Annotated in this window: 21 protein-coding genes; 10 read left to right on the top strand and 11 right to left on the bottom strand. The window is 73.4% G+C overall.

The annotated features are described in order from the left end of the window. Positions 1–2 precede the first annotated feature (2 nt). From K7I03_RS07590 to K7I03_RS34260, 5 genes are all read left to right on the top strand, one after another. The gene (locus tag K7I03_RS07590; RefSeq protein ID WP_185943273.1) at positions 3–758 is read left to right on the top strand and encodes a toll/interleukin-1 receptor domain-containing protein; all 756 of its coding nucleotides are present in this window, start codon (positions 3–5) and stop codon (positions 756–758) included. Between the two features lie 35 nt (positions 759–793). Next, positions 794–2,734: a hypothetical protein gene (locus K7I03_RS07595; RefSeq protein ID WP_185943274.1), complete on the top strand. Its 1,941-nt coding sequence runs from the start codon at positions 794–796 to the stop codon at positions 2,732–2,734. A gap of 113 nt (positions 2,735–2,847) precedes the next feature. Then, complete coding sequence (locus K7I03_RS07600) at positions 2,848–3,849, top strand: hypothetical protein (RefSeq protein WP_224346944.1); 1,002 nt, start codon at positions 2,848–2,850, stop codon at positions 3,847–3,849. A 221-nt stretch (positions 3,850–4,070) separates the two neighbouring features. Further along, positions 4,071–5,792, top strand: a complete 1,722-nt coding sequence (locus K7I03_RS07605; RefSeq protein WP_398856750.1) for an exonuclease domain-containing protein — start codon at positions 4,071–4,073, stop codon at positions 5,790–5,792. Further along, positions 5,732–5,983 carry a TerD family protein gene (locus K7I03_RS34260; protein WP_398856752.1) on the top strand — a complete coding sequence of 84 codons (252 nt, stop codon included), beginning with the start codon at positions 5,732–5,734 and terminating at the stop codon, positions 5,981–5,983. The genes K7I03_RS07605 and K7I03_RS34260 overlap by 61 nt, the downstream gene beginning before the upstream one ends. Positions 5,984–6,166: 183 nt before the next feature. On the opposite strand, the gene K7I03_RS07610 is transcribed toward K7I03_RS34260, so the two are convergent. Beyond that, positions 6,167–6,991 (bottom strand): SAM-dependent methyltransferase, encoded by an 825-nt coding sequence (locus K7I03_RS07610; protein WP_185943275.1) that lies wholly within the window; start codon positions 6,989–6,991, stop codon positions 6,167–6,169. A 75-nt stretch (positions 6,992–7,066) separates the two neighbouring features. On the opposite strand from K7I03_RS07610, the gene K7I03_RS07615 reads away from it, so the two are divergent. Next, entirely contained in the window at positions 7,067–8,167 is a 1,101-nt protein-coding gene (locus K7I03_RS07615) for an Lrp/AsnC family transcriptional regulator (protein WP_185943276.1), read from the top strand. A gap of 210 nt (positions 8,168–8,377) precedes the next feature. Here the strand turns inward: K7I03_RS07615 and K7I03_RS07620 are convergent, their stop codons facing one another. The 9 genes from K7I03_RS07620 to wrbA form a co-directional block, all read right to left on the bottom strand. Continuing rightward, entirely contained in the window at positions 8,378–9,697 is a 1,320-nt protein-coding gene (locus K7I03_RS07620) for a class I SAM-dependent RNA methyltransferase (protein WP_185943277.1), read from the bottom strand. Between the two features lie 94 nt (positions 9,698–9,791). Further along, positions 9,792–11,846, bottom strand: a complete 2,055-nt coding sequence (locus K7I03_RS07625) for an APC family permease (protein WP_185943278.1) — start codon at positions 11,844–11,846, stop codon at positions 9,792–9,794. 114 nt (positions 11,847–11,960) lie between these two features. Continuing rightward, positions 11,961–13,112, bottom strand: coding sequence for a cytochrome P450 family protein (locus tag K7I03_RS07630; RefSeq protein ID WP_224346945.1), 1,152 nt, complete (start codon positions 13,110–13,112; stop codon positions 11,961–11,963). Continuing rightward, on the bottom strand, positions 13,109–14,734 hold the full coding sequence (locus tag K7I03_RS07635) for a cytochrome P450 (protein WP_224346946.1): 1,626 nt from the start codon (positions 14,732–14,734) through the stop codon (positions 13,109–13,111). Before K7I03_RS07635 ends, K7I03_RS07630 begins: the two co-directional genes overlap by 4 nt. Next, positions 14,731–15,354, bottom strand: a complete 624-nt coding sequence (locus K7I03_RS07640; RefSeq protein WP_185943280.1) for a GTP-binding protein — start codon at positions 15,352–15,354, stop codon at positions 14,731–14,733. The genes K7I03_RS07635 and K7I03_RS07640 overlap by 4 nt, the downstream gene beginning before the upstream one ends. Beyond that, positions 15,332–15,694, bottom strand: a complete 363-nt coding sequence (locus tag K7I03_RS07645; RefSeq protein ID WP_185943281.1) for a DUF742 domain-containing protein — start codon at positions 15,692–15,694, stop codon at positions 15,332–15,334. The genes K7I03_RS07640 and K7I03_RS07645 overlap by 23 nt, the downstream gene beginning before the upstream one ends. Next, a complete protein-coding gene (locus K7I03_RS07650; RefSeq protein ID WP_185943282.1) occupies positions 15,691–16,131 on the bottom strand; it encodes a roadblock/LC7 domain-containing protein in 441 nt (146 codons plus the stop codon). Before K7I03_RS07650 ends, K7I03_RS07645 begins: the two co-directional genes overlap by 4 nt. Further along, complete coding sequence (locus K7I03_RS34265) at positions 16,128–18,767, bottom strand: ATP-binding protein (RefSeq protein ID WP_398856756.1); 2,640 nt, start codon at positions 18,765–18,767, stop codon at positions 16,128–16,130. Before K7I03_RS34265 ends, K7I03_RS07650 begins: the two co-directional genes overlap by 4 nt. A 243-nt stretch (positions 18,768–19,010) precedes the next feature. After that, positions 19,011–19,628 (bottom strand): NAD(P)H:quinone oxidoreductase, encoded by a 618-nt coding sequence (gene wrbA, locus K7I03_RS07660; RefSeq protein WP_185943283.1) that lies wholly within the window; start codon positions 19,626–19,628, stop codon positions 19,011–19,013. 301 nt (positions 19,629–19,929) lie between these two features. On the opposite strand from wrbA, the gene K7I03_RS07665 reads away from it, so the two are divergent. Both K7I03_RS07665 and K7I03_RS07670 read left to right on the top strand, forming a co-directional pair. Continuing rightward, positions 19,930–21,087, top strand: coding sequence for a transaldolase family protein (locus tag K7I03_RS07665; protein WP_185943284.1), 1,158 nt, complete (start codon positions 19,930–19,932; stop codon positions 21,085–21,087). Positions 21,088–21,403: 316 nt separating this feature from the next. Beyond that, positions 21,404–23,434, top strand: coding sequence for a helix-turn-helix domain-containing protein (locus K7I03_RS07670; protein ID WP_224346947.1), 2,031 nt, complete (start codon positions 21,404–21,406; stop codon positions 23,432–23,434). A gap of 32 nt (positions 23,435–23,466) precedes the next feature. On the opposite strand, the gene K7I03_RS07675 is transcribed toward K7I03_RS07670, so the two are convergent. Next, entirely contained in the window at positions 23,467–24,783 is a 1,317-nt protein-coding gene (locus K7I03_RS07675; protein WP_185943285.1) for an IS701 family transposase, read from the bottom strand. Between the two features lie 498 nt (positions 24,784–25,281). Here K7I03_RS07675 and K7I03_RS07680 point away from each other — a divergent pair, with 498 nt between their 5' ends. Beyond that, a complete protein-coding gene (locus K7I03_RS07680; RefSeq protein WP_152263938.1) occupies positions 25,282–25,950 on the top strand; it encodes a potassium channel family protein in 669 nt (222 codons plus the stop codon). Further along, on the top strand, positions 25,950–26,627 hold the full coding sequence (locus tag K7I03_RS07685; protein ID WP_004949287.1) for a potassium channel family protein: 678 nt from the start codon (positions 25,950–25,952) through the stop codon (positions 26,625–26,627). Before K7I03_RS07680 ends, K7I03_RS07685 begins: the two co-directional genes overlap by 1 nt. The last annotated feature ends 88 nt before the right edge of the window (positions 26,628–26,715 follow it).

Here is a 26,715-nt window from a genome sequence, read left to right on the forward strand (position 1 = left end):
CCGTGCACGAAGTCTTCATCAACTACCGCACGGGCGACGGAGAGAAGACCGCCGCCCTGCTGGACCAGGAACTGTCGCGCCGCTTCGGACGCGACCACATCTTCCGTGCGTCGAAATCCATCGCCCCCGGCGAGACCTACCCGGACAAACTACGGGCCACGCTGCGGCGCAGTTCTCTCCTTCTTGCCATCGTGGGGCCGGGCTGGACGAATTTCCGGTCCCAGCTGCATGACCCGGAGGACTGGGTGCGCAAGGAGATCGAGGAGGCGTTCACCTGCGAACTCCCGGTCGTACCCATCCTGGACGGCCGGAAGACCGACCGGCTGCGCAAGGCGGACCTGCCGCCCGAGCTGGACCGGCTCGCCGATCTGCAGTCCATTCCGTTCGACACCCACGATACGGAGACCGGTGTCAGGCGCATCGGCGATCTGGTCGCCGATATGGTCCCCGGACTGCGCGACCTGTCCCGGGCCGACGCGTCGTCGGCCGTGTCGGATTCCGTGCACAACTCGATCGGGGACGTCAGCGGAACAGCGGTGCAGAGCCGTGACTTCACCGGAGATGTCGGCGGCACCATCGTGAAGGGGCCGCACGGTCCTGTCCACACGGGCAACGGCCACATCTACCAGAATTCCCGTCACGTTTCGGGTGACCGGCACTTCTCGGGCGACGGGATGACGTACTTCGAAGGCGACAACCACGGCAACGTCCAGCATCGGTTCGGTGAGCCGGATCGGCGCGAGGACGACAGCCGGTGAGCGTGCACGGCGGTACACAGGTCGGAAACTCCGGCGTGACGCACACCGGCCCCGGCGATATCCACGTGCATGTCGGCGACCAATTGCGGGACTCGGACAAACCGGCCTTCCGGCGGGTCGCCGAGGACCAGCTCCGTTGGCTGCGACGCGTACTGGTCGCTCCCTTCGGCATGGGCACGGCCCGCGCCGTGCTCGACGACACCGGCACGGTCATTCTGGACGGCGAGCCGGGCAGCGGACGGACTTCCGCCGCCCGCGTGCTCCTGCGCGAATACCACCGGGACGGTGGTGACTTCCACGAACTCTTGCCCGACGAAGAAGAAGACGAGTTATCCCTCCACGACCCCGCCCTCGTCGGGACCGGTGACCAGTTGCTGCTGGACCTGTCCGCCGCCGATGACCGTCAGTGGTCCGCGGTACGGACGGATCTCTCCGCGCTCCGCAAGACCGTCCACGAACGGCATGCGCACCTCGTCATCGTCATGCCGCACGGTGGCACCCTCGACCCCGACCTCCAGTACTACCGGGTGGAAATCAAGCGGCCCATCGGCTCCTACGTCCTCAAACGGCACCTCCGCATGCACGGTGTGCCACCGGAGCAGTACCTGCGGATCGACACCGACGACACCGGATTCCTGCTCGACGAAAGGCCGATGCGGGAAATCGCGGGCTTCGCCGACTTGATACGCCGCGCCCGTGAGTCCGCTCGACCGGGCGAAGGGTTCGCGGAGTGGTGCGCGACGGCCAAAAGCGCGTGGACCGGCCGGCGAAAGGAAATCGCGGCACTCGTCGCGGGACTGCGTGAGGCTCCTCAGCGGGCCCTCCTGCTCACCGTATCCATGCTGCACGGGGCGCACGCCGACGTCATCCACCATGCGACCCGGCTCTTGCTGCGCGCTCTCGACACCCCATCGGAAGAAATCCCGCTGATCCAGCACAGGGACCTCGCCGAGCGGCTCGCGGAGATCGCGGCGGAAACCGGGCCGGGCGGGCACGTGAGGTTCACGGAGCTCGACTACGACTCCGCCGTCCGCGCGCATTTCTGGGACCACATGCCCGATGTACGGCCGCACCTCGGCGCCTGGGCCGCGAACGTCGTGGAGATGAACGAGCCGCACGCCGGACTCGCCGTCCGAGACGGTCTGGTGGCCCGTCTCGCCGGCCAGTACCTACGGACCGGACGCGGCGACGGTCTGGCGTCCGTCGCCGAACAATGGAGTTCCGGGACACCCGGCAAGGCACGGCTGGAAGCCGCTGTCCACGCACTCACCTGCGCCCTCAACGACCCGGATCACGGCAGGGAGTTCCGCGAACGCATCTACCAGTGGTGCGCTCACCGGCGACTCAGGGGAGAGTTCGCACAGGTACTCGTCCGGATCTGCGCGGACGTCCTCGCGACCAGCCATCCGGATCAGGCCCTGCTCAGGCTGTACTACCTGGCCCGGCGCGAGCGCGGCACGACAAGCGCCCTACGGGCGTTGGGCGACCTGGCGGCCGGCAGCCGCCGGCTGGACCGAAGGCTGCTCGACCGCCTCGCGCGATCCGACCTCTCACCGCCCGACCTGGGCATCTTCCTGCGCACCTGCGACCCGGCACGGCTGACGGACTCCTCCGACACCCCCCGTGCGCTGGTGGAGGAGATCGGTGTACAGCGGTCCCTGACCACCTGCTGGCATGCGGTACTGGCCGGGCTGCCGCGGACGACGTGGCAGCCCCACGCGGAACACTGGCTCCTCCAGGCGGCCGAGGACACCGGACACCGAGGGGAACTCCTGCTCGACCTCGTGGTCAGCGCAGCGGACCGGTGCGGGGAAAGACGGGGTGAGGTGTTCGCCGCGCTGTACGCGAGCGCCCGCGCGGCCGAGCGCCTTTCTCCCGGAGATCCCACCCGCTCCGTCGAAACCACCGAACTGCTCCTTGACAAAATCGGCGTGGTCCAGGGCGTCGGGGGCCCGGCCACTCCGTCGCCCGCTTGAGCCAGGGGGAATCGATAGTGACGACCGGTCAAAGAACGACAACCGTCTTCCTCACCATTCTGTGCGGCCTTCTGCTGACCATTGCCGGACTGACGCAAAGGTGGCCCACATGGATGTGGCCGGCGCTGGCCGCGTTCCTCCTCATCGTCCCGGCGGCGGCCTTCCGGATCGCCTCCGTCCGCCGCGGTTCCGTGCCGGTCAGCTTCGAGGAACAGCTCACGGCCTCACCCGTGGAACGCACGGACTGCCAGGTCGGCCGCGTGGCCCTGCCCAGTCTCCGGGACGACTACGACTTCGTCTTCTCGGCGACCGTACGGTGGTACCTCGCCGACCCTGCCGGGAACGCCCCCGTCCTCAATCCGGCGGGACTCGCCGCCGAGGCGGTGCTGAACCGCGCCCGTGCCATCACCGAGAAACGGGAACCGGGCCAGGTCTCACTCGTTCAGCACGAGCTCAGCGGTGCCCTGAGTCGCATGTGCCCGGATCCCACCGGATATCTCGAGGCCATGGCGGAAAACGTCAGCCTCACCCTGCTCGACCAGGACCGGGAGCGTCTGGACCGGCTCGCCAAAGTACGCAAGGACAAGGCCGTCTGGGAGCACCAGCGCACCTACGAGCAGAGCAAGCGCCAATACCTGGGCGAGGACGTGCTCAAGGACACCGGCAGCGCGGTGGTCTGGTGGCTCGCCAAGAACGACGAGCACGTCGAAAAGACGGTGGCGGATCTCGCCCTGCTCGCCCGGCTGGCGTCCGCCGCCAACGACACCGACATTCCCGAGCGGCTCCAGAATCTCCTGGCGCAGTTGCCGGACGAGCGGCCCGCTCCCGAGTTCCCGGAGAGGATTCCCGCTCCCGTACCGGAGGAACGGTCGGCCGCGGATCACCTCTCGGAGTTCTTCGACGCCATGGGCTTCGCGGAAGGAGACGTCCGGCGGGCCATGCTGGCTCAACAGATCTCCCGCATCGTCAAGGAACAGAACCGCTACGAGACGGCCGAGGACCTGCTGCGCCGATTCGATCCGCCGGCGCCGTTCACACCGGACAACGGTGAGGAGCCCGACTCCCGCTCCGGCCCGCCGAATGCGCACACCGAGGCCCCGACCACCCAGGAGTAGACGATGGACAGGGAAGCGGCCGCTCTCGCGGCGTCAGGAGCGACCACCCTGGGTTCCCTCGTGGTCACCGGCTCCTGGACGCGCGCCCGCGCGTTGGCCGGCCGTTTCCTGGCGCGTACGGGCCCCAGCGGGATCCCGCCGGCACTCTCCACTCCCCGCATACCAGGACACGTCGGAGCCGAGGTTGATGGAATGGACCATTCCGTCCCATCCTTACCGTCATGCCTCACCGATCTCCCGGTCTCGACGCGTCGGTATCCGACGTGGGCGGCTACGCCTTCGACTGGGCGCTCGTGGACGTCGAGACCTCCGGACTCGTTCCCCGACGGGACCGCGTGCTGTCGATCGCGGTGGTGACGATCGGAGCGGACGGCGAACAGACCGAGGAGTTCTCCACTCTGCTGAACCCTGAGTGCGACCCCGGGCCCGTGCACGTACACGGGCTGACCGCCGAGCGGCTGCGCGGGGCTCCCACCTTCGAGCAGGTCGCCGAACGGATCGGGGCGCTGCTGCGGGGCCGGGTGCTGGTGGCCCACAACGCGCAGTTCGACTACGACTTCCTGGCCCACGAGTTCGCGCGGGCCCGCCTGCGTCTGCCGGTGACGCGGCGGCTGTGCACCCTCGCGCTCAACCGGCAGGTGGACCCGCCCACCGAGGACATGAAGCTGGGCACGCTGGCCGCCTACTACGGCATACCGCAGGCGCGAGCGCACGACGCCCTGGACGACACCCGGGTGCTCGCGGGGATCTTCCGTGCGACGCTGCGGGAGGCGGCCAGGCTGGATCTGCCCCTGCCGCTGGTGGCGTGTCCGCCCCGGCAGGACCCGCGGTTCGCGCCCAAGCCGCCGAAGACGCCGTGTGCGCACCGCAATCCGGGACGGCTGGAGCCGGGCAGCCCGCTCATCCAGGGGATGAAGATCGCCATCACCGGTGAGACCGCGACCTCTCGCGCCGAGTTGGCGGAACGGGCGGTGGCGGCCGGGCTGAACATGATGTCATCGGTCAGCCGGCACACCAGCGCGTTGGTCACCAACGACTCCACGTCCGGCTCGGCCAAGGCCCGGCGGGCCGTCGCCGAGGGTGTACCGGTGATCGACGAGCGCACCTTCCTCAAACTGCTCGGGGATGTACGGCCCGGGGTGCTCCATCAGGGGCCGGCGCCGAGGACCGACGCTTCCGTAGCGGAGGCCGCGCCCGCTCCGGTGCCGGTCCTCCCGCCTCAGCGTCCAGCGGAGCCCACACCGGACGCATCGGCCGCACCGGCCGCACCGGCCGCACCAGCGGAGAGGCCACTGGCCGGGCGGCGCGTGCTCGTCCTGGGTGGTGCGCACCCCGAGGCGGCCGCCGCCCGCGGCCGCGTCGTCGAACTGGGCGGTTCCGCCGCGATCAACCTGTCCCGCAGCGTCACCGACGCCGTCGTCCTGGCCGGCGGGGAGAACGACCGCCGTATGCGCCGGATCACCGAGTTGGGGCTCCCTGTCCGCGACGAGCAATGGCTCGACGACCCGGCGGTCGCGGCCGGTGTGCCAAAGCCGGGCACCGGGGCGGAGATGACGGTGGCCACGGAGGCGGCCGTCGAGCGGTCACAGGCCGCCCCGCACGTGCTGCCTCGTGGCGGAGTCGTCGATCTGCCCGCCCCGCCGACCGGAACTCCCGCACCCCAGTGGCACATCTCCGCGACCTGGGCGCAGCAGAAGCACTGCGAAGTCGATGTCGTCGCCTTCGTGCTGGACGAAGACGAACAGGTGCGCCTCGACGAGGACTTCGTGTTCTACGGCGCCCCGGAGAACCCCGGAGGAACGGTCCGGCTCCGTACTGACGGCCCGGCCGAACAGACATCGCCCTCGACCTCGCCTCGCTCCCGCCGGCCTCGCGGAAGGTCGTGGTCGCGGCCGCCATCGACGGGGACGTGGCCTTCGGGGACGTGGGCGCGGTCCAGGTGACCGCCGCGCCCGACGAGAGCGGAGCGGCGCTCGCGCGGACCACCCTGGACGCGGCGACCAGCGAGCGCACACTGCTCCTAGCCGAGATCTACCGCCGCGGTTCCGTCTGGCGCTTCCGTGCCGTCGGGCAGGGCTACGACCATGGACTCGCCGAGCTCGCCCGCGGCTACGGGGTCGAGGTCACCGGCTGAACAGGGGCTCTGCCCGCCGGCGCCAAGGAGGATGCGGCGTCTTGACCCCGCGGGGACCGGACCGGCAGGCCGTGGACGGCGTCGGCGAGTGCGCCGCCATCCCGCCGGACGGCGATTCCCAGACCCACCGCGGACATCGACGCCCAGGTCGCGGTCCTGCCCCCGAGCTCCGGAGGGCTCTGCTCACCTTGTCGCGCTGACCAGGTACCCCTGCGGAACTCCGGGCGTACCGCGTGGAACGTCCGGGAACGGCCACCGGCCGAATCGCGTACCGGCGGTACCCAGGCGGGTGACCTCCGCACGCCAGCCGCGTCGCGCGAACAGCTCCTCGGGAGCCTCGTCGCCGTACTTCCACGTCATGCCCCGGCTGCCGAACAGCTCGAGCATGGGTGCCATGGCGGGGCTTTCCAGAAGCGACCGGCCGACGAAATCCATCAATACGCGGCTGCCGGGGGCGGACAGGCTGGTGATGCGGTCCAGCAGGCCCAGAACCGCCTTCTCTTCGAGGTATTGGCTGAGGCCCTCAGCGACCCAGCAGACGGGCAGGTCCGTACGGAACCCCGCATCGAGCAGGGCCTTCGTCCATTCCTGAGCGAGGTCGGTGCCCACGGGCAGCCGTACCGGGCCCCCGCCGGGCACCTCGCCCAGGAGCCGGCCCTTGAGCTCCAGCAGATCCGGCCGGTCCAGCTCGTAGACGACCGTCTCCTCGGGCAGAGCGAGCCGGAGGGGCCGGCTGTCCATGCCCGCGGCCACCAGGGCGATCTGCCGGAGCCCGCCCGCGGAGGCGTCCAGCACCGCTTCGTCGAAGAAGCGGGTGCGCACGGGAACCGTCGGATTCTCCACCGACAACGATCCCTGGAACTCCATCAGGAGCTCTTCCCCGTCCGGCCCGGCCAGTCGCTCCGCCCATGGGTCGGCGAAGAGCCGGTCGGTCCGCTGCGACTCCCGGGCGCGCTCAGCTGCGGTGAGCCGGGCGGTCAGGGAAACCGGATCGAATAGTTCCGTCATGGTCGGTCCTCCTCGGTCGGACAATGGAACAAGGTTCATTGCGACGCCGACGCACCCACATGTAGCGTGCACCGGATGGACGGATGCGAACTCGACCGCGTCAACCGGCAATTGGTTCACGCACTTCAAGTCGACGGGCGCGCGCCCCTCAGCCGCATCGGGTCGGTCATCGGCGTTTCGGATCGGACTCTGGGACACCGGTACCGACGCCTCAGGGAGTTGCACGGCCTACGTGTGGTAGCGGTTCCGAACAGCCGGAACATCGGCGTCCGCGACTGGCTGGTGAGGATTCGCCAGGCCGGCGAGACGGTCCCCGCGCTGGCCGCGCAGTTGGCACGGCGTCAGGACGTGACCTGGGTGGGCATCGCCGCCGCGGGCACCGAAATCATGTGCATCGTCCACACGTTGATCGGTGAGGAGGACGCCGGCCTCTGGCGGGCCCTGCGTCAGGTTCCCCGAGCTGCCGTGATCACCACACAGTGCCTCCTGCAGCCCGTCGCCGGCGCCACGGGGTGGCAGGTCCGGACGGAAGCCCTCGATTCCGACGAGGTGTCCGCCTTGCGCCCGCACGCTGCCCATGATTCCGACGGCGAACGAGTCGAGCTTCAGGACGGCGATTGGCGGATGCTGCGCGCCCTGTCCAAGGACGGCCGCCTCGGCTTCTCCCGGCTCGCGGAGGTCACCGGCTGGTCGGAGGCGAGCGCCCGCCGCCGGCTGGCAACGCTCCGGCACTCGGACGCCGTACGGTTCACCGTCGAGATCGCTCCCGCGCTCTTCGGTTACGAGGTCGAAGCCATGGTCTGGCTGAAAGTGACGCCCATGCTGCTGTCCGAGACCTCCGCGGCTCTCGCCCGCCATCCTGAGGTCGCGTTCGCGGCCCATGTGACCGGGGACAGCAACCTCATGGCCATGGTGATGTGCCGGGACACCCAGGGGCTGTCGCACTACATGCTCCAGCAGATCAGCCTGCTGCCGGGCGTCCTCGGCGCCGAAGCCCAAATCGTCGTCCGCCGGACCAAACGTGCCGGATCCCCGCCGCCCGCACTGACGACGACGGCTGCCCGCCGGCATGTCGACACCCATGCCATGCTCCGCGGCATGAGCACCACTTCGCCCGTCGCAGCGGCAAGCCCCCGCTTCCGCACAGATGCCATCGAACATGCAAACCCCTCGTAAAGGTGCGTCCCGACGAGAGGCTTGCACACGAGTCGGCGGAAGGCACGTGAGTCCGACGCGGCCGACGTTTCCCGACGCCGAACCCGCGAACGGCGACGGATCCACTCATGAGCGGGCAAGCAACGGCGCCCTCCCCGGGAGAGGAGGGCGCCGGAGCGACAGTTACTCCACCGCTTCAAAGAGCACGAACAGACCGGCAGGTCGGGGGCCTTACGCAACCCGCTTCAGGATCGCCACGCACTCCACGTGATGCGTCACCGGGAACAGGTCGAACGCCCGCAGCGTCGCCGGCCGGTAGCCCTCCTCCTCGAAGTACTTCAGGTCGCGGGCGAGGGCGGCCGGGTCGCAGGCGACGTAGGCGATGCGGCGGGCGCCCAGGCCGGACAGGTGGCGGACCGTGGCGCGGCCGGCGCCGGCGCGTGGGGGGTCGAGGACGATGATGTCGGCGCTGTCGATGCGGGTGCGCGGGAGGACGTCCTCGACCTTGCCCTGTTCGATGCGGACGCGGTCGAGGTCCTGGAGGTTGTGGCGGGCGTCCTCGACGGCGCGCTTGGAGGATTCGATGCCGAGGACGGCGCCCTTGTCGCCGACGCGCTCGGCGAGGGCGCCGGCGAAGAGGCCGACGCCGCAGTAGAGGTCGAGGGCCATGTCGCCCTTGCGCGGCATGAGGCCCTGCATGACGGCCTTGACGAGGGTGTCGGCGGCCTGCGGGTGGACCTGCCAGAAGCCGCCCTCGCCGACGCGGTAGGTGCGGCCGTCGGCGCGCTCGCGGACGAAGGGGCGGCCGTGGACGCGGTGGATGCGCTGGTCCTTCTCCCCTACGCGCATCACCGAGACCGGCTTGTCGAGTTCGACGATCGGGAGGCGGCCGCCCGGCTTCGGGGTGAGGACGACCTGGCGGTCGGCGGAGCCGGAGGCGGCGATGGCGTCGACCGAGGCGATCTGCGGCCATTCGCGCTTCTCGATGCCGAGTTCGCTCACGCCCGGGGCCGCGATCAGGCAGTGGTCGATGGGCTGGACCTCGTGCGAGCGGTGCTTGCGGAGGCCGGCGTGGCCCTCGGCGTCGATCGCGTACTGGACGCGGGTGCGCCAGGCGGGGACCTGGCCCGCGGGGACCTTGTCGCCCTCGGCCGGCGCCACCGTGCCGTCCCAGCCGGCCTCCTCGGGCGTCAGGCCCGCGAGGCGCCGGAGCTGTTCGGCGATCACCTCGCCCTTGAGGCGGCGCTGCGCGCCCGGCTTGACGTGCTGCCAGTCGCAGCCGCCGCACTTCCCCGGGCCGGAGAACGGGCAGGGGGCCGGGACGCGGTCCTTCGACGCCTCCAGGATCTCCACCGCGTCCGCGCGCAGGAAGCGGGACGTCTCCTCGCCCTCGGTGATCCGGGCGATCACCCGCTCCCCGGGGAGCGTGTGGCGGACGAACAGGACGCGGCCCGCCTCCGTCCGGGCGACGCAGTGGCCGCCGTGCGCGACCGGGCCGACCTCGACCTCGTACTCCTCGCCGACCAGCGACTTCGTCGGTTCCGTCTGCATGGGGGAAGAGCTCCTGGTCCTGGGGGGGTGGGGCGGTGGTGCGGCTGGGCAACAGCCGTTCAGTCTACGTCCCGCCGCACCACCCCCGAACCGGTTACTTCTTCGCCGCGGCCTTTTCCTTCTTCTGCGGCGGGGCGACCGGGCCGCGCCGTACCGAGCCGGGCGCGTTCCACTCGGCGCGCTTGCGGGCGCGGCGGCGGGCGGCCTCGGAGGAGTCGAGCTGCCAGGGCACCGAGGTGACCATCACGCCCGGGGTGAAGAGGAGCCGGCCCTTGAGCCGCAGGGCGCTCTGGTTGTGGAGCAGGTGCTCGTACCAGTGGCCGACCACGTACTCGGGGATGTAGACGCTGACCACGTCGCGCGGACTCTCCTTGCGGAGCGACTTCACGTAGTCGATCACCGGGCGGGTGATCTCGCGGTACGGCGAGTCGAGGATCTTCAGCGGGACGTCGACGCCCCGCTGGTGCCACTCCTCGCGCAGCGCCTTGGTCTCGGCCGGGTCGACGCTGATGCTCAGCGCCTCCAGGGTGTCCGAGCGCATCAGCTTGGCGTAGGCGAGGGCCCGCAGGGTCGGCTTGTGGACCTTGGAGACCAGCACGATGGAGTGCACGCGGGACGGCCGGGCGGCCGCCTCGCCGGGCTCGTCCTCGAGCGCGATCTCGTCGGCGACCCGGTCATAGTGGCGGCGGATGGCCGTCATCGTCGCGTAGAAGATCACCATGCCGAGCAGGGCGACCCAGGCGCCGTGGGTGAACTTGGTCAGCAGCACGACGACCAGCACCAGGCCGGTCAGGAAGCCGCCGAAGGTGTTGATCGCCCGGGAGCGGACCATGTGGCGGCGCTTGCCGGGGTCGGTCTCGGTCTCCAGGTGCCGGTTCCAGTGCCGGACCATGCCGATCTGGCTCAGCGTGAAGGAGACGAAGACGCCGACGATGTAGAGCTGGATCAGCTTGGTGGAGTCGGCCCCGTAGATGTAGGTGAGGACGATCGCGGCGCCGGCCAGCAGCACGATGCCGTTGGAGAACGCCAGCCGGTCGCCGCGGGTGTGGAGCTGGCGCGGCAGGTAGCGGTCCTGGGCGAGGATCGAGCCGAGCAGCGGGAAGCCGTTGTAGGCGGTGTTCGCGGCCAGGAAGAGGACGAGCGCGGTGGCGGTGGCCAGGATGATGAAAAGGAACGAGCCGTGGCCGAAGACCGCCTCGGCGACCTGCGAGATCACCGGGTTCTGGGTGTAGCCCTCGCCGAGCGGCTTGCCGTCCTTCAGGAGGTCGCTCGCCGGGTTCTCGGCCATGCGCACGTGGGTGGCCATGGCCAGGGCGATGATGCCGCAGAACATGGTGACGGCGAGGCCGCCCATGAGGGCCAGCGTCGTGGCGGCGTTCTTCGACTTCGGCTTGCGGAAGGCGGGCACGCCGTTGCTGATCGCCTCGACGCCGGTGAGCGCGGCGCAGCCGGAGGAGAAGGCGCGCAGCAGCAGGAAGACCAGCGCGAAGCCGGCCAGGCCCTTGTGCTCGGCGTTGATGGTGTAGTCGGCGGTGGGCGCGCGCATGGTGTCGCCCATGAACACGCCCCGGACGACGCCCCAGGCGATCAGCAGGAAGACGCCGCCGACGAAGACGTAGGTCGGGATGGCGAAGAGCTTGCCGGACTCCTTGACGCCTCTCAGGTTCATCAGGGTCAGCAGCACGATGACGGCGATGGCGCAGGCGGTCTTGTGCTCGACGACGAACGGGATGGCGGAGCCGAGGTTCTCGATGCCGGAGGCGATGGAGACGGCGACCGTGAGGACGTAGTCGACGAGGAGGGCGCTGGCGACGGTAAGTCCGGCCTTCGGGCCCAGGTTGGTGGTGGCGACCTCGTAGTCGCCGCCGCCGCTCGGGTAGGCGTGGACGTTCTGGCGGTACGAGGCGACCACCGTGAACATCAGCACGACCACCGCGACGGCGATCCATGGGCTGTAGTGGTAGGCCGACGCACCTGCCACGGAGAGGACGAGCAGGACCTGGCCCGGCGCGTACGCCACAGAGGAGAGAGGGTCGGACGCGAAGACGGGGAGGGCGATGCGCTTGGGGAGAAGGGTTTCTCCGAGCTTGTCGCTGCGCAGCGCCCGCCCGATCAGGATCCGTTTCGGCAGGTCGGTCAATTTGGACACGCAGAGGATCGTAAGCGTTCGGCCCCCCGGTCGCCCACCCGCCACCCACCGGGGCCGTGTTCGGACTGGTGGGTGGCGGGCGGCGGCGCGCTCCCCGTCCGGGGAGAACGCCGCTCAGCCGTGCAGGAGGGCCGGGAGGGACCGGTGTCCGTTGGAGATGAAGGAGTCCACCGGCTCAAGGCCGCCGTCCGGCAGGCCGCCCTCCGACAGGCCGCCGTCCGGCACGCCGCCCGCCTCCGGCGCGAGGCGCAGCTCCGGGAAGCGGGCGAAGAGGGCGGGCAGCGCCACGGTGGCCTCCAGCCGGGCCAGCGGGGCGCCGAGGCAGAAGTGGGCGCCGTGGCCGAAGGAGAGGTGGTCCTTGGTGGCGCGCGTCACGTCGAACACGGCCGCCCCCTCGCCGTACAGCTCCGGGTCGCGGCCCGCCGCCGCGTAGGCCGCGACGATGGCGTCGCCCTCGCGGAGGACGGTCCCGTCGTCGAGCGTGATGTCCTCGACGGCGTAGCGGAGCGGGAGGTTGGCGACGGGCGCCTGGACGCGCAGCGCCTCCTCGACGACGTCGTCCCAGCCGGCCCGTCCGGAGCGGACGAGGGCGAGCTGCTCGGGGTGGGTGAGCAGCAGGTGGATGGCGTTGTCGAGGAGGTTGACGGTGGTCTCGTGGCCGGCGCTGATCACCAGCAGCAGGGTGTCGACCAGCTCCTGCTCGCTGAGCCGGGTGCCGTCCTCGTCGTCGCGGGCCGAGATGAGGACGCTGGTCATGTCGTCGCCGGGCTTCGCGCGCTTGGCGGCGACGAGCTCGCCCAGCAGCCGGTAGATCTCGGTGTAGGTGGCGGTGACCTCGGCGGGGTCGGCGGAGGTGTGGAAGATCGAGTCGACGCAGCGGCGCAGGCCCTCACGGGCGTCCTCGTCGTCGATGCCCATCAGCTCGCAGATGACCTGGATGGGCAGCGGGTAGGCGTAGCCCTCGCGGAGGTCGACGACCGTGCCGGGCTCGGCGGTGGCCAGGCCGTCCAGCAGCTCCGCGGTGATCTTCTCGACGCGGGGGCGCATGGCGGCGGTGCGGCGGGCGGTGAACGCCTTGGCGACCAGGGAACGGAGGCGGCGGTGGTCGGGGCCGTAGGCGGTGAACATGTTCTGCACGGCGACCCAGGTGTAGAGGGGCCACTCCGGGGAGATCTCACCGTTGATCCAGGCCGGCCAGTGCCGCCGCGGGTCCTTGGAGACGCGCGGGTCGGTGAGGAGCCGCTTGAGCAGGGCCTGGGAGGTCACCGCCCACGCCACCACGCCCCCAGGGAGCTCCACGGGGACCGCCGGCCCGTGGGCCCGGATGCGGGCGGCCTCGCCGTGGATGTCCCGGCCGGCGGGGTCGATCGTGACGGGGCAGGTGGGACGTTCCATCTGCGGTCTCCAAAAGTCTCGGGGGTGGGAGCGGGGAGGGGAGCGGTCGCGGGAGTGACCGCGGGAACGGAAGCGGTCCCGGGAACGGAAGCGGTCGCGGCGGGCCGCGGGGCGCTACGGGCGGGCCCGCCGCCGGGGCGGCCTTCCGCCGTTCCCGTCCGCCGCCCCGGTACGTACGCCGACGCGGACGCCGCCGCCGACGCGGCCGCCGGTACGGGCACGGGCTGCGGCGGGAAGCGGACGGGCAGCGCGGTCAGGGCGCGGTGGAAGGGGCCGGGCCGCCACACCAGGCGGTCGGCGGGGACGGCCAGTTCCAGGTCGGGCAGCCGGTCGAGGAGCCGTTCCACGGCGGCGGAGGCGATCAGCCGGGCCGGGTCCTTGGCCGGGCAGTGGTGCGGGCCGGCGCTCCAGGCGAGGTGGGCGCGGTTGCCGGTGCGCTGCCCGGAGTGGTGGTCGGGGCGGAGGGCGGGGTCCGTGTTGGCGGCGGCGAAGCTGACGACGACGGGTTCGCCGGCGCGCAGCCGTACGCCCGCGAAGTCGAGGTCGGCCGTCGGGTAGTGGACGCCGTAGTTGGCCATCGGCGGGTCCAGCCAGAGGACCTCGTCGAGGGCGTCGTCGACGGGCATGCTGCCGCCGGCCAGGTCGCCCGCGAACCGGTCGTCGCAGAGCAGCAGCCGCAGGGCGTTCGCGATGAGGTTCTGCTGGGGCTCGGTGCCCGCGCCCATCAGCACCACCAGCTGGTGGATCATCTCCTCGTCGGTGAGCCCGGCCGGATGGGCCATCAGCCAGGAGGTCATGTCCGCGCCCGGCTGCCGGCGTTTGAGGGCGATGAGCTCGGTGAAGGTGCTGGTGACGAGGGCGTTGGCGCGCTCGGCGTCGACGCCGTCGAAGATGCCGGACATGCCTTCGACGAGCCGGTCGCCCAGCGCGGGCGGGCAGCCGAAGAGCTGGTTGAAGACGAGCAGCGGCAGCACCTTGGCGTAGTCGCCGAGCAGGTCGGCCTCGCCGGCCGTGGTGAACCGGTCGACGAGCACGTCGGCGCTGCGCTCGACGTAGCCGCGCAGGGCGTTGGGGTCGATGCGCTCCAGGCTGTCGGTGACCGCCTGGCGCAGCCGCCGGTGCGCCTCGCCGTCGGTGAAGAGGCAGTTGGGCCGGTACGCCATCATCGGCACGACGGGATTGTCGGGCGTGACGCGGCCGTCCGCCAGGGCGCGCCAGCGGCGGGCGTCCTTGGCGAACGCCTCGGGGCTGCGCAGGACGTCCAGGGCGGCGCGGTAGTCGGTGACGAGGTGGGCCCGGACGCCCGGCGCGAGCTCGACGGGGGCGACGGGCCCGTACCGGCGCAGCCGCCGGTAGACGGCGTGCGGGTCGGCGGCGAAGTCGGGCCCGTGGAGGGGGACGGCCTCGGGCGGGGGCGCCGCGCCCTGGTGGGCGGGGCAGCCGGCCGGCGGGCCGGCGGCCGGCTGCTGACTCACAGGGGTCACACGGGTCACACGGGCTCCTGGGCGGCGGTGCGGGCGTGCAGGTGGTCCACCAGGGTGATCAGCGCGCGGGTGGCCGAGATCCGGTCCCGGGCGTCGCAGGTGACCAGCGGGGTCTCGGGGAGCAGGTCGAGGGCCTCGCGGATCTCCTCCTCCGGGAACACCGGCGCGTCGTCGAAGTGGTTGACGGCCACGGCGTACGGCACGCCGTGCTCCTCCAGCAGCCCCATGACGTCGAAGGAGTGGTCCAGCCGGCGGGTGTCGGCGAGGACGAGCGCGCCGAGGGCACCCTGGATCATGTCCAGCCACAGACGGGTGAAGCGCTGCTGGCCGGGGGCGCCGAAGAGGTAGAGGACGAGGCTGTCGCTGAGGGTGAGCCGGCCGAAGTCCATGGCGACCGTGGTGGTGGTCTTGCCGTCGAGCCCGGCCAGGTCGTCCACGTGCGCGCCGGCCTGCGTCATCGTCTCCTCGGTGCGCAGCGGCCGGATCTCGGACAGCGCGCCGACGAACGTCGTCTTGCCGACGCCGAAGTGGCCGACGACGAGCAGCTTGGCCGCGGTGCGGACGGTCCCGCGCAGATAGACGCCGCTGTGCGGGCTCCGGCCCCGGTCAGAGACGAGCGCGGAGTCCATCGAGCACCTCCTGGAGGATCTGGGCCTCGGGCAGTTGTGCCGAGGGGATGGGCGCCCTGGTGCTGAGGTGGCCGCTGTCCACGAGGTCGCTGAGCAGCACCTTGGTGACGCTGACGGGCAGTTGGAGGTAGCCGGCGATCTCGGCGACCGACAGGGCGCCGCCCAGGCAGAGCTCCATGAGGCGGTGCTTCTCCGGGCTGAGCCCGTCGAGCGGCCGGTCGCCGTGCGCCATCACCAGGGTGACCAGGTCGAAGGTGTTGCGGGTCGGGTGCGACCGGCCCTCCGTGACGACGTACGGCCGTACCAGCCCCTTGTCGCGCCGGGGCACGGCCGGGGTCACGCCGGGCTGCCCGGGCCGCCCTGCCACCCGGCGTCGTGCCGCGGCGGGCTGACGAGTTCCTTGCCGAGCCGGTCGACCGTCTTCTGCATGCGGTACGTGACGGCCTCCATGTCGACGTTCTCGGTGGCCGAGACGGCGAGGTAGGCGCCGGGGCCGGCCGCGATCAGGAAGACGTAGCCGTGCGCGAACTCGATGAGCGTCTGCCGCCAGGGCGTCTCGTGCCGGGCCGGGTGGGTACAGAAGTCCGCCGTCGAACGGCTGATGGACTGCAGCCCGGAGAGCGCCGCCGCCTGCCGCTCGGCCTCGTCGCGCGCGATGCCCGCGGAGTGGGCGCGCAGCATGCCGTCGGCGGAGAGCAGGATCGCGTGGCGGGCCTCGGGGATCTTCACGACCTCGTCCAGCATCCAGGCCAGATCGTTGTTCAGGTGGTCGTTCACGCGTGCGGGTTCCCTTCGTCTTCTGCGGGCTCGGGGGCGGGGGCGGGGGCGGTTGTGGGCCGCGGTCCTGGAGCGGGGTGAGGCCGGGGGGACAGGCCGGGGTCGGCCCCGGACCGCTCTGGCGCGGCGGGGTACGGGTCCCGGACGCGGGGGTACGGGTCCCGGACGCCGGGGTACGGGTCCCCGACGCCGGGGTACGCACCGGGGGCCTCGCCGTACGGGGCCGGGGTGCCTGGGCGCGGGTGCGAGGTCTCGGCGTGCGGTTCCGGGACGTACGGTCCGGGGGCCTCGGCGTGCGGCTGCGGGGCGCCAGGGAACGAGCGCGGGACCTCGGCCTGCGGCTCCGGCGCGCCGGGGTACGGGTGCGGGGTGCCGGTTCGCGGGTCCTGGCCGGCCGGGCGCGCGGGCGCGGGAGTCCGGCCGTGCAGCGGCGCCCGGCCCGGCATCCGGTCCTGAGCCCGCGTCCGGTCCTCGGCACGCGGAGCGCGCTCGGCGGATCCGGGGTGCCCGGCCCCCGGGTGCTGGTCGACGGCATCGGCGTACCGGCCGGTGCCGGGAGCGGACGGGCCGGTGCCGTAGGCGCTCCGGCCGGCGGCCTCGGTGGGCCGGCTCGCGTCGCCAAGTGCGCGGCCGACGGCGGACCGATCGACATCGGACCGGTCGGCGTCGGCAACCCGGCCACCCGGCTCGGCAGGCCGGCCGAAACCGGGGGCGGTCCGGCCCGCGTCGCCGGCAGGGCGGTCCACACCGGCCTGACCGGCATGAGTGGCCGTCCGGTCGGCGTCAGCGGTGAGCCAACCGGCGTCGCGAGCCTCGCCGCCACCCGCGACAGGCCGGCCGAAATCGTCTGCCATCCGGCCCTCGTGGCCGACAGCGCGGTCACCGTCGGCAGCCCCGCCCCTCGCCTCAGCAGGCCGGCCGAAACCGGAAGCGGTCCGGCCCGCGTCACCGACAGCGCGGCCGATATCGGACCGGCCCGCGTCGGACCGGCCCGCGTCGGTGGCCGACGGGCCGGTAGCCCTACCGAGGCCAGTGGCCGACGGACCGGTAGCCGACGGACCGGTGGTCTCGGCAGGGCCGCCGGTATCGGCCATGGTGCGGCCCGCGCGTCCCGAGCGTGTGCCGCGGGCGAACGCGCCCATGCGCCGGGCCGTCTCCTCGGCCGTGCGCTCGGGGGCGGCGGGTGCCGGTGCCTCGGGGGGCAGGGGTGCGGAGCCGGCCGGCGGGCCGGCGGGGCGGCGCCGGCGGCGCTTGGGCAGACCGCCCGCGGTGGTCCCGGCGGACGGAGTGGATCTCTGGGCGGGCGCGACCGGGGAGGGCGCGGCGCCGGCCTCGGCGTCGTGGCCCTCGGCGCCGGACGGCCGGGACGCGGGCCGCCCCGAGTCCGGCGCACCCGCGGCGGACGGCCGACGGTCACCGCCCGCGCCGGGCCCGGGGGTACGGTCCGGACCGGCGGGCGAGCCCAGCGGCCCGGCCGCGCCGAGAGCGCCCGGAGCGCCCTCCCCGAATCCGCCCCCGAAACCGGTCGCCGGCCCGTCAGGGCCGCCCCGCGCCCGGCCCCGCCCGCGCGCCGGTCCCCCGCCCGACGCACCCGACGCGCGCGGCGCGGCGAGCGGCGTGGTGCCCGGACCGTCCAGTTCCAGATGGGTGAGGAGCGCCGTGGGCAGGAAGACGACCGCGCGCACACCGCCGTACGGCGAGCGCGTGTCGACGGAGACGCTGAAGCCGTAGCGCGCGGCGAGCACGCCCACGACGGGGAAGCCGAACTGCGGCGGGTCGCCGAGCCGGGAGACGTCCACCGCGCGGCGTCCGGAGAGCAGGGCGACGGCCCGGTCGATCTCCTGGCCGTCCATGCCGACGCCGGCGTCGTCGATGAGGACGCAGGCGCCGTTGTGCACGGGCTGGAGGCTGACCTCCACCGTCGTGTTGGGCTGCGAGTGCCGGGCGGCGTTGTCGAGGAGTTCGGCGACGGCGAGGACGACGGGTTCCACGGCCCGGCTGACCACGGCCAGTTCCCCGTCGCCGTGCACCCGTACCCGCCGGTAGTCGCGGATGCGGGAGGTGGCGCCGCGGACGACGTCGGTCAGCGGGGAGGCGACGCGCTGCCGCCCGGGCCATGAGCCGCAGAGCACGCCGATGGCCTGGGCGCGCCGCCCGAACTGCGAGTTGGTGTGGTCGATCTCCAGCAGGTCGCGGAGCACGGCGGGGTCGTCGTGCCGTTCCTGCATGCCGGAGATGGCCTGCTGCTGTTCGTGCGCCAGTCCCTGGAGGGCGCGCATGGAGGCGCGGAGCGCCGCCTTGGCGGACTGGTCGGCGCGTTCCTGCGCCTTGTCCACGGACTGCGCGAAGAGTTCCATCACGGCCTGGAGGCTGTGGGCGAACGCGGTGCCGGTGAGCCGTTCGTCGAGCAGGCCGGGCAGGGGCTCCGATCTGTCCATCGAGTCGGCGACGGCCGGCAGGCGCACGTCGACCAGGCGCGCGGCCTCCTCGTCACGCGCCCGGACGTTCTCCTCCAGTGCGGCGGCGCGGGCCCGCAGCGCGGTGGTGACCGTCCGCTGCCGGACCAGCAGGACCACCACGGCGGCCAGTGCCACGATCAGGCACCAGACCCCCGCCTCCGGTATGTGATGCGACATCAATTCCTCTTGGGCACCGGGGTACGCGTACGGCTGGACAGTCAGCAGGTCACAGCGTCCTGGCCTCCTGTCCAAAAGCGGAATACGCGGATCATCCAACCACACCTGTGACCCTGCGTCCGGTTCCCTTCTCGAATTGCGAACACATGAACGCCTCCCGTCCGCCCAAGGGAGGGCGATCGGGAGGCGACAGAAGATTTCCGGCCGACATCCGGCCGGAACTCATCACACGGGAGACGTCTTTCAGGCCGCCGACAGCCCCGCGCCGAGCGCCTTGGCGATCTCCACGACCCGGCGGGCCTGGAAGGCGATCGAGGCCAGGTTGTCCGGGTGGACGTTGCCCGGGACGTTGTCGGTGACGCTGCTCGCGCCGTACGGGTTTCCGTTGGCCTGCTCGAACTGGACGGGGTCCGCGAAGCCGGCCGGGACGATGACGGCGCCCCAGTGGTAGAAGGTGTTGTTCAGCGCGAGGATGGTGGATTCCTGGCCGGCGTGGGTGTTGTTCGACGAAGTGAAGGACGACACCACCTTGTTGACCAGCTTGCCCTGGAACCAGAGGCCGCCGGTGGTGTCCAGGAACTGCTTCAGCTGGGCGGCCGGCAGCCCGAACCGGGTGGGCGTGCCGAAGAGGATGGCGTCCGCCCAGTCCAGGTCCTCCAGCGCCGCCTCGGGGATGTCGCGGGTGGCGGCGGCGTGGGCGGCCCACGCCTCGTTGCGCTCGATCGCGCTCTGCGGGGCGAGTTCGGCCACCCGGCGCAGCCGCACCGCGGCGCCCGCCTTCTCCGCCTCGGCCGCGGCGGCCTCGGCCATCTTGTGCACGTTCCCGGTGGACGAGTAGTAGACGACGGCGACGTTGGTCATGGCCGTGGGGGCTCCTTCGCTGGTCAAGGGGGGAGCGCTCACAGGGCGAGCGCCGGATCATCGTGACCGCCGCCGTGACCCGGACCAAGGACGGACCGCGCACTACGTCAACTCTCCGGCGCATCGGCCGCATCCGTGCCCCACGCCGCATGGACGGGTATGTGACGAAGTAGCGGACGAAGTGGGGGCGGACCGTTCGACGGCGGGTGGGGCCGCTTCCTAAGGTGCCTGCGGGAGCCGGGTGTTGGCCCCCGACCGCTGCCGGGGGCACCCGGCGGGAATCCAGGAGGAGGCCGCGTCCATGGCGGAGCACGTGACCGGCACGGCCGGGAGCCCGTTGCACGCCCTGGCCGCCGAGGGCGTCTCCCCCTGGCTCGACGGGCCGTCCCGCGCCCGTCCCGCCCGGGCCGCCGAAGGGGTCCGCGGCGCGGTCTCCGACCCCGCCGCCCTCGCCGCCGACGCCGCCGGGGACGACGGGTGCCGGGAGCAGCTCCGCCACCTCGCGCAGCGCTCCGCCGCGCCGGACACCGCCGTCCTGGCCCTGTGCGCGTACGACCTGCGGTCCGCGTGCGACGCGCTGCGCCCGGTGTTCGACGCCTCGCACGGCCTCGACGGCCACGCCTCGATGGACCTCGACGCCCGCCTCCTCCACGACCCCGGCGCGACGGCCGCCGCGGCGGCGGAGCTGCACCGCGCCGCGCTGCGGGACAACGCGCTGGTCAAGGTCCCCGCGACGGCGGCCGGCCTGGCGGCCGCCCGGGTCTGCCTGGAGCGGGGCGTGGGCACGCACCTCACGGAGGTCTTCTCGGTGCGGCGGCACGGCGACGCCCTCGACGCCTGCCTCGACGGCCTGGACCGGGCCCGCGCGGCGGGCCGCGACCTCGCGCGCGTCCCGGTGTGCGTCTCGTTCGCCGTGGGCCCGCTGGAGGACGCGGTCGACGCGCGCCTCGCCGCCCTGGGCACGGCGGAGGCGGACGCCCTGCGGGGCACGGCGGCGCAGGCCGCGGCCCGGCTGGCGTACCGGGCGTACGAGGAACGGCTGGCCGGCGACCGGTGGCGGACGCTGGCCCGCGCCGGGGCCCGCCCGCCCCGGCTGCTGTGGCACGTCGGCGGGGACCGGGCGGACGCGGACGGCACCGCCCGGGTGCTCCGCCGGGTGGAGTCGCTGGTCGCCTGGGGCACGGGCGTCGCCCTCCCCGCCGCCGGCCTGGACGCGGTCGCCCGCGCGGGCCGGCTGCGCGGCGACACCCTCACCGACCGGCACGGTCCCGCCCGCGCCGTCCTGGCCCGTCTGGAGCGGCTCGGCGTCTCCGTCGACGGGACGGCGGCGGCACTGGCGGCCCGCCGCCTGGCCCGGCTGACCGCCGCATGGGCGGCGCTGCGGACGTCCGTCACCCAACAGCTCCGGCCGGCCGGCGCCCCGGCGCCCGCGCGGCGCGGCCACGACGGACGCGGTTGACCCCGGGGCGCGGGCGCCGCGTCCCCTGTGGACGCGCCGGGCGGCTCCGTACGGACGGTGGGGAGCCGCGAGCCGCCGCCACCGGCCGAGGGCGGAGACCGTCCTACACCGCCCTCGGCGCCCCGCCGGACACCCTTGACCCTTGCGCCACTTGTGTGCTTCCGCATACCTTGGCGCCTTGGCCGTGTAGGTGCCGCAACCGGGGTCCGGGGATTACGGGCCCCGCACACCCCCGCGCACCCCGCGGCCCGCGCCATGCCGCGCCGCCGACGCGCGACCCGTCCGTCGGGACGCGGTCGGTACCAGGGAGGGGCACGTGTCGTCGGACATATCGGGGACACCGGAGGCGGCGGGGCAGCCGAACACAGCGGGGCTGCCGGAGGCGGCGGGCGGCGGCACACCCGGCGCCCTGGAGGCACTGGAGGTACTGGAGCTGCTGGACGGCGGCGCGCCGCCGGACCGGTACGAGGCGCTGCTCGCGGACGCCCGGCGGACCGGGGCCGGCCCCGCGCGGCTGGCCGCCCTGGAGCGGGCCGTGCGCCTCGGCCTGGCGGTCCGGTCCCGGATCGAGGCCGAGCAGCAGCGGGCCAACGACCTGTCCGCCCTCCTCGACACGGCCTCCGACCTGACGGCCCACCAGGACCCCGGCGCCCTGATGAAGGTCGTCGTCCGGCGGGCGCGCCTGCTGCTCTGCGCGGACATGGCCTGGATCGGCCTGGACGACGACGCGCAGGACTGCCACGTCGTCCGCGCCTCCGAAGGCCACATCACCGATCGCAACATGGGCCTGCGGATCGCCCGCGGCGCCGGACTGGGCTCCGCCACCACCCGCCGGGACAACCCCTCCCCCTTCTGGACCCCCGACTACCTCCCGGACGAGCGCATCGAGCACAGCCGGGACGTCGACGACGTGGTGCGAGCCGAGCGGCTGCGCGCCGTCCTGGCCGTGCCGATGGTGCACGGCACCCGCCCGGTGGGCGCCCTCTACATCGGGGAGCGCAACGTACGGCACTACACGCCGGCCGAGGTGACCCTGGCCGGCGCGCTCGCCAACCTGGCCGCGGCCGCCGTCGAACAGGCCCGGCTGGCCGAGCGGAACGCGTCGCTCATCGCCGGGCTCGAACGCCGTACCACCAGCGTCGAGGCCGGGCTGCGCGGCGCCCGGGGGCTCAGCGAGACCCACCACCGGCTGATCGAACTCATCCTGGACGACGGCGACCTGACGGCCCTCGCCGAGGAGGTGCGCCGCGAACTGGACGCCGACGTCCGGATCTTCGGCGCCGACGGCACCCCGCTCACCACCGCCGGCGACCCGCCCGCCTGCGGGGCCGACGACGTACTGATCTCCGGCCTGGGGGCACACGCGGCCCGCGAACCGGTCGAGGTGTCCCCGGGGTTCTGGGCCGTGCCGATCGCCGCGGGCACCGGCCACCTGGGCACCCTGATGCTGCGCCCCCGCCGGGCCCGGCGCCCGTGGACGGCGGCCGAGGAACGGCTGGTCCGGCTGGTCGCCCAGGTCGTGTCGGTACAGCTGCTGGTGGAGAGCAGCCGGGCCGCGATCGCCGAGGGGCAGGCCCGCGAGGACTTCCTCGGGCAGCTGCTGCTCGGCCCGGGGCGGCCGCCCCGGCAGCTGGAGCAGAGCGCCCGGCGGCTGGGGATCGACCTCCGCGCGGACCACGTCGTGGTGGTCGCCCGCCCTGAGGGCGAGGCGCGCGGCCGGCCCGCCGTCTGGGCCTCGTCGTACGCCTCCCGGAAGAAGGGGCTGAAGGCCATGCACCACGGCTGCGCCGTGCTCCTGCTGCCGGGCTCCGACCCGGGCGCGGCGGCCCGCGCGGTGGCGGCGGAGCTGTCGCCGCTGCTGGACCACCCGGTGACGGTGGGGGCGGCGGGACCGGTCGCCGATCCGGCGTCGGTCCGGCACGTCTTCCAGGAGGCGCTGCGCTGCCTGGAGGCGATGACCGCGCTGGGCGCCACCGGGCGCGCCGGATCCCTGGCCGACCTGGGCTTCCTGGGGGTACTGCTGTCGGACCACCACGACGTCGAGGGCTTCGTCCACGCGGCCGTCGGCCCGGTGATCGACTACGACGCGCGGCGGTTCACCGACCTGACCCGCACCCTGGAGACGTACTTCGAGGCGGGTGGCAGCCCGACCAACGCGGCCAAGCGGCTCCACGTCCACCCCAACACCGTCGCCCGGCGGCTCGAACGCATCGGGGAGCTGCTGGGACCGGGGTGGCAGGAGCCGGAACGGGCCCTGGAGGTGCGGCTCGCGCTGCGCGTCTTCCGCGTCCGGAACACCCTGGCCGGGCCGGACCGCCCCCCGGAGAGCCGGCCTCAAGAGAGCTGACTTCAGCGGAGCCGACGTCAGGAGAGCCGGCCTCAGGACACCCGGTCCAGCCGCGCGTCCCCCGCCGCCCCGTCCCCCTCGATCCGCCGCGCCAGCGCGACGACCGCGTGCGCGGCGGAGGCGAGCGTGGTGTGCCGGTGCCAGCCGCCGAAGGAGCGCCCGGCGAAGTCCCGGAGGCCCACCCGGTCCCCGATCTCGTGGAAGTCCCGGTCCACCCGCGCCGGCAGCCGGGTCAGCCGCACCAGCGCGGCCGGCGGGACGTTCAGCAGGTCGGTGAGCCACAGTTCGGCGGGCCACCGGCCGGCCCGGTCGGACCCGTCCCCGATGCCCAGCAGCAGCATCTCCCGGCGCCGGACGGGCGCGCCCGCCACCGCCCGCGCCACCGGCAGCCCGACCCGCACGGCGGCGGTCAGGGCGGTCCGCGCGGTCCGCGGCGCCCCGGCGGTCCCGTCGCGCCAGAGCACCGGGCGCCGCAGGTCCCGGGCGGCGGCCATGACGTGCTGGGCGGTGAACGTACCGCCGCGGCCCGGCAGCGTCGGCTCGGACAGCGTCAGCCGCAGGCAGCCGCCGACCCGGGCGAGCACCGGCACGCCGACGGCCCGCAGCCTGGGGAGCGCCGCCAGCGTGTCCGCCTCCCGGGCGTCCAGCACCACCGGCCGCACCGGCAGACCCCACCCCCGCGTCATCCCGGAGAACGCCTCGACCGCGCACTCCCCCCAGCTCTCCTCGGTCACCGAGTCCGGGATGCCGGCCTGGCGCCGGCGCGCCGGGTCCTCCAGCCAGGCGCCGGAGAGGTGCAGCCGCCAGCCGACCGGGACGGCGAGGTCCGGCGCCGCCGCCCAGACCCCCACGGCCTGCTGCGAGTTGAGCACCTGGCGGGCGTCCGGGCAGAAGCGGCGCTCCACGCCGACGGAGTTGTCGCCGACCTTGGGGATCGTCATCGGCCGCACCACCCACGCCTGCGGGGGCGCGGCCCGCGCCACGTAGTGCGCCAGCTCCCGGCGCACCGGCCCCCACTCCCACGGGGAGGCGGCGACGAAGTGGTGGAGGCTCTGCTCGGCGGCCGGGCCGCCGGTCTGCGCCGCGATGTTGCGGATGGACTTGCGGCCCCGCGCGCCCAGCAGCCCGCGCAGGTACGCCTCGCCGCGCCGGCGCTGGTCGGTGCGGGGCAGCGAGGCGAAGAGGGACGCGCCGAGGTCGGCGAAGACCAGCTCGCGAGCGCCCGGTCCGGGCGCCGCCGACCGCCGTCCGGCCGTCGCCGGGTGCGCGGCCGTCCGCTGCGCGGCCGTCGCCGTCCTCCGCGCGCTCGTGATGGGCGCACGCGTCGTGTCCGTGGCCGTCCCGTTCATCCCCTGTCCCCCACTTCGTCGTCGTGCCGCCGTCGCCGTGCGTCGGCCGGACCGGTGACCACCTTCGCCCCGGGGCACCCGCCGGGCACAGGTGTGCCGGGCACCCGGTGGGCCCGCCGGACGGTGGTCCGGCCACCAGGGCGGCGCGGAGGGGACGAGCGGGGGCACGGGGCGGGCTACAGGGGCGTGCCGCGCGGCCTACGGTGGTGTGCCCGGGCCACCGCGCCCCCGTCGGCGGCACCGGCCGCGCCCCGGCGGACGACGGCCGTGCGGCCGGTCGGCGGGTCCGGGGGGTCGGGCGGCGGGACGTTGCGGCTACCGTGGTGGCGTGCGCCGACAGGAACGAGAAACCCGTGGGCGCGGTCGAACCGGTACCGCCGGCCGCCCGCACGGGGAGCGGCGGCCCGGGGGACGCCGTAGGGGCTCGGATGAGCAGGAAGAAGTGAGCAGGGTGTTGGTGCAGGTCAACGCGGAATTCCGGAGTACGGGGCAGGCGTCGTGCACATTGTGATCATGGGGTGTGGGCGGGTCGGCTCGGCCCTGGCCCAGACCCTGGAGCAGCAAGGCCACACGGTCGCGGTCGTCGACCAGGACCCGACCGCCTTCCGGCGCCTCGGCTCCGGCTTCGGCGGGCGACGGGTGACCGGGGTCGGATTCGACCAGGACACCCTGCGCGAGGCGGGCATCGAGGAGGCCGGCGCCTTCGCCGCGGTGAGCAGCGGCGACAACTCCAACATCATCGCGGCCCGGGTGGCGCGCGAGATGTTCGGCGTCGAGAACGTCGCGGCCCGCATCTACGATCCGCGCCGCGCGGAGGTCTACCAGCGGCTGGGCATCCCCACGGTGGCCACGGTCCGCTGGACCGCCGACCAGATGCTGCGGCGCCTGCTGCCGTCCGGCGCGGAGCCGCTGTGGCGCGACCCCACCGGGGGCGTCCAGCTGGCCGAGATCCCGGTCGCGGAGGCGTGGATAGGGCACCGGATCAGCAAGCTCCAGGAGGAGACCGGGGTCCGGGTGGCCTTCCTCACCCGGCTGGGCGAGGCGGTCCTCCCGTCGTCCTCGACGGTGCTGCAGGAGGGTGACCTGGTGCATGTGATGATGCGCACCGACGAGGTCGAGACGGTGGAGGCCGCGTTCGCGCAGGGCCCCGAGGAAGGTGGCCACTGATGCGCGTCGCAATCGCGGGAGCGGGCGCCGTCGGCCGTTCCATCGCCGGCGAGCTGCTGGAGAACGGGCACGAGGTCCTGCTGATCGACAAGGCGCCGTCCGCCATCTCGGTGGAGCGGGTGCCGCTGGCCGAGTGGCTGCTGGCCGACGCCTGCGAGATCACCTCGCTCGACGAGGCGGCGCTGCAGCGCTGCAACGTGGTCATCGCGGCGACCGGCGACGACAAGGTCAACCTCGTCGTCTCGCTGCTCGCCAAGACGGAGTACGGGGTGCCGCGCGTCGTGGCGCGGGTGAACAACCCCAAGAACGAGTGGCTCTTCAACGAGTCCTGGGGCGTGGACGTCGCCGTCTCGACGCCGCGCCTGATGTCGGCCCTGGTCGAGGAGGCGGTGAGCGTCGGCGACCTGGTCCGGCTGCTGCGCTTCAGCCAGGGCGACGCCAACCTCGTCGAGCTGACGTTGCCCCCGGAGGCGGCGCTGGCCGGGACGCGCGTCGGCGACGTGGACTGGCCCGAGGACACCTCGCTGGTCACCATCATCCGCGGCAACCGCGTCCTCACCCCCAACAAGGAGGACGCCCTGGAGGCCGGCGACGAGCTGCTGTTCGTCGCGGCGCCCGCGCGGGAGGAGCAGCTGGAGGACCTGCTGTCCGTCCGGCGCGAGGAGCCCACGGACTGAGCACGGTGTGCGAGAGCCCCCGGGACACGTCGTCCCGGGGGCTCTCGCACATGTGCTCGCGGTGGTACGGGCGGCGGGCGCCGCGGAC

The organism is Streptomyces mobaraensis (assembly GCF_020099395.1).
Lineage (GTDB): Bacteria > Actinomycetota > Actinomycetes > Streptomycetales > Streptomycetaceae > Streptomyces.

Bases quoted from the DNA above. Each gene is read 5' to 3' on its own strand.
- K7I03_RS07605 (WP_398856750.1), top strand. From the start codon at position 4,071: ATGCCTCACCGATCTCCCGGTCTCGACGCGTCGGTATCCGACGTGGGC.
- K7I03_RS07685 (WP_004949287.1), top strand. From the start codon at position 25,950: ATGCGCGTCGCAATCGCGGGAGCGGGCGCCGTCGGCCGTTCCATCGCC.
- K7I03_RS34265 (WP_398856756.1), bottom strand. From the start codon at position 18,767: ATGTCGCATCACATACCGGAGGCGGGGGTCTGGTGCCTGATCGTGGCA.
- K7I03_RS07675 (WP_185943285.1), bottom strand. From the start codon at position 24,783: ATGAACGGGACGGCCACGGACACGACGCGTGCGCCCATCACGAGCGCG.
- K7I03_RS07610 (WP_185943275.1), bottom strand. From the start codon at position 6,991: ATGACGGAACTATTCGATCCGGTTTCCCTGACCGCCCGGCTCACCGCA.
- wrbA (WP_185943283.1), bottom strand. From the start codon at position 19,628: ATGACCAACGTCGCCGTCGTCTACTACTCGTCCACCGGGAACGTGCAC.
- K7I03_RS07600 (WP_224346944.1), top strand. From the start codon at position 2,848: ATGTGGCCGGCGCTGGCCGCGTTCCTCCTCATCGTCCCGGCGGCGGCC.
- K7I03_RS07615 (WP_185943276.1), top strand. From the start codon at position 7,067: ATGGACGGATGCGAACTCGACCGCGTCAACCGGCAATTGGTTCACGCA.
- K7I03_RS07665 (WP_185943284.1), top strand. From the start codon at position 19,930: ATGGCGGAGCACGTGACCGGCACGGCCGGGAGCCCGTTGCACGCCCTG.
- K7I03_RS07620 (WP_185943277.1), bottom strand. From the start codon at position 9,697: ATGCAGACGGAACCGACGAAGTCGCTGGTCGGCGAGGAGTACGAGGTC.
- K7I03_RS07640 (WP_185943280.1), bottom strand. From the start codon at position 15,354: ATGGACTCCGCGCTCGTCTCTGACCGGGGCCGGAGCCCGCACAGCGGC.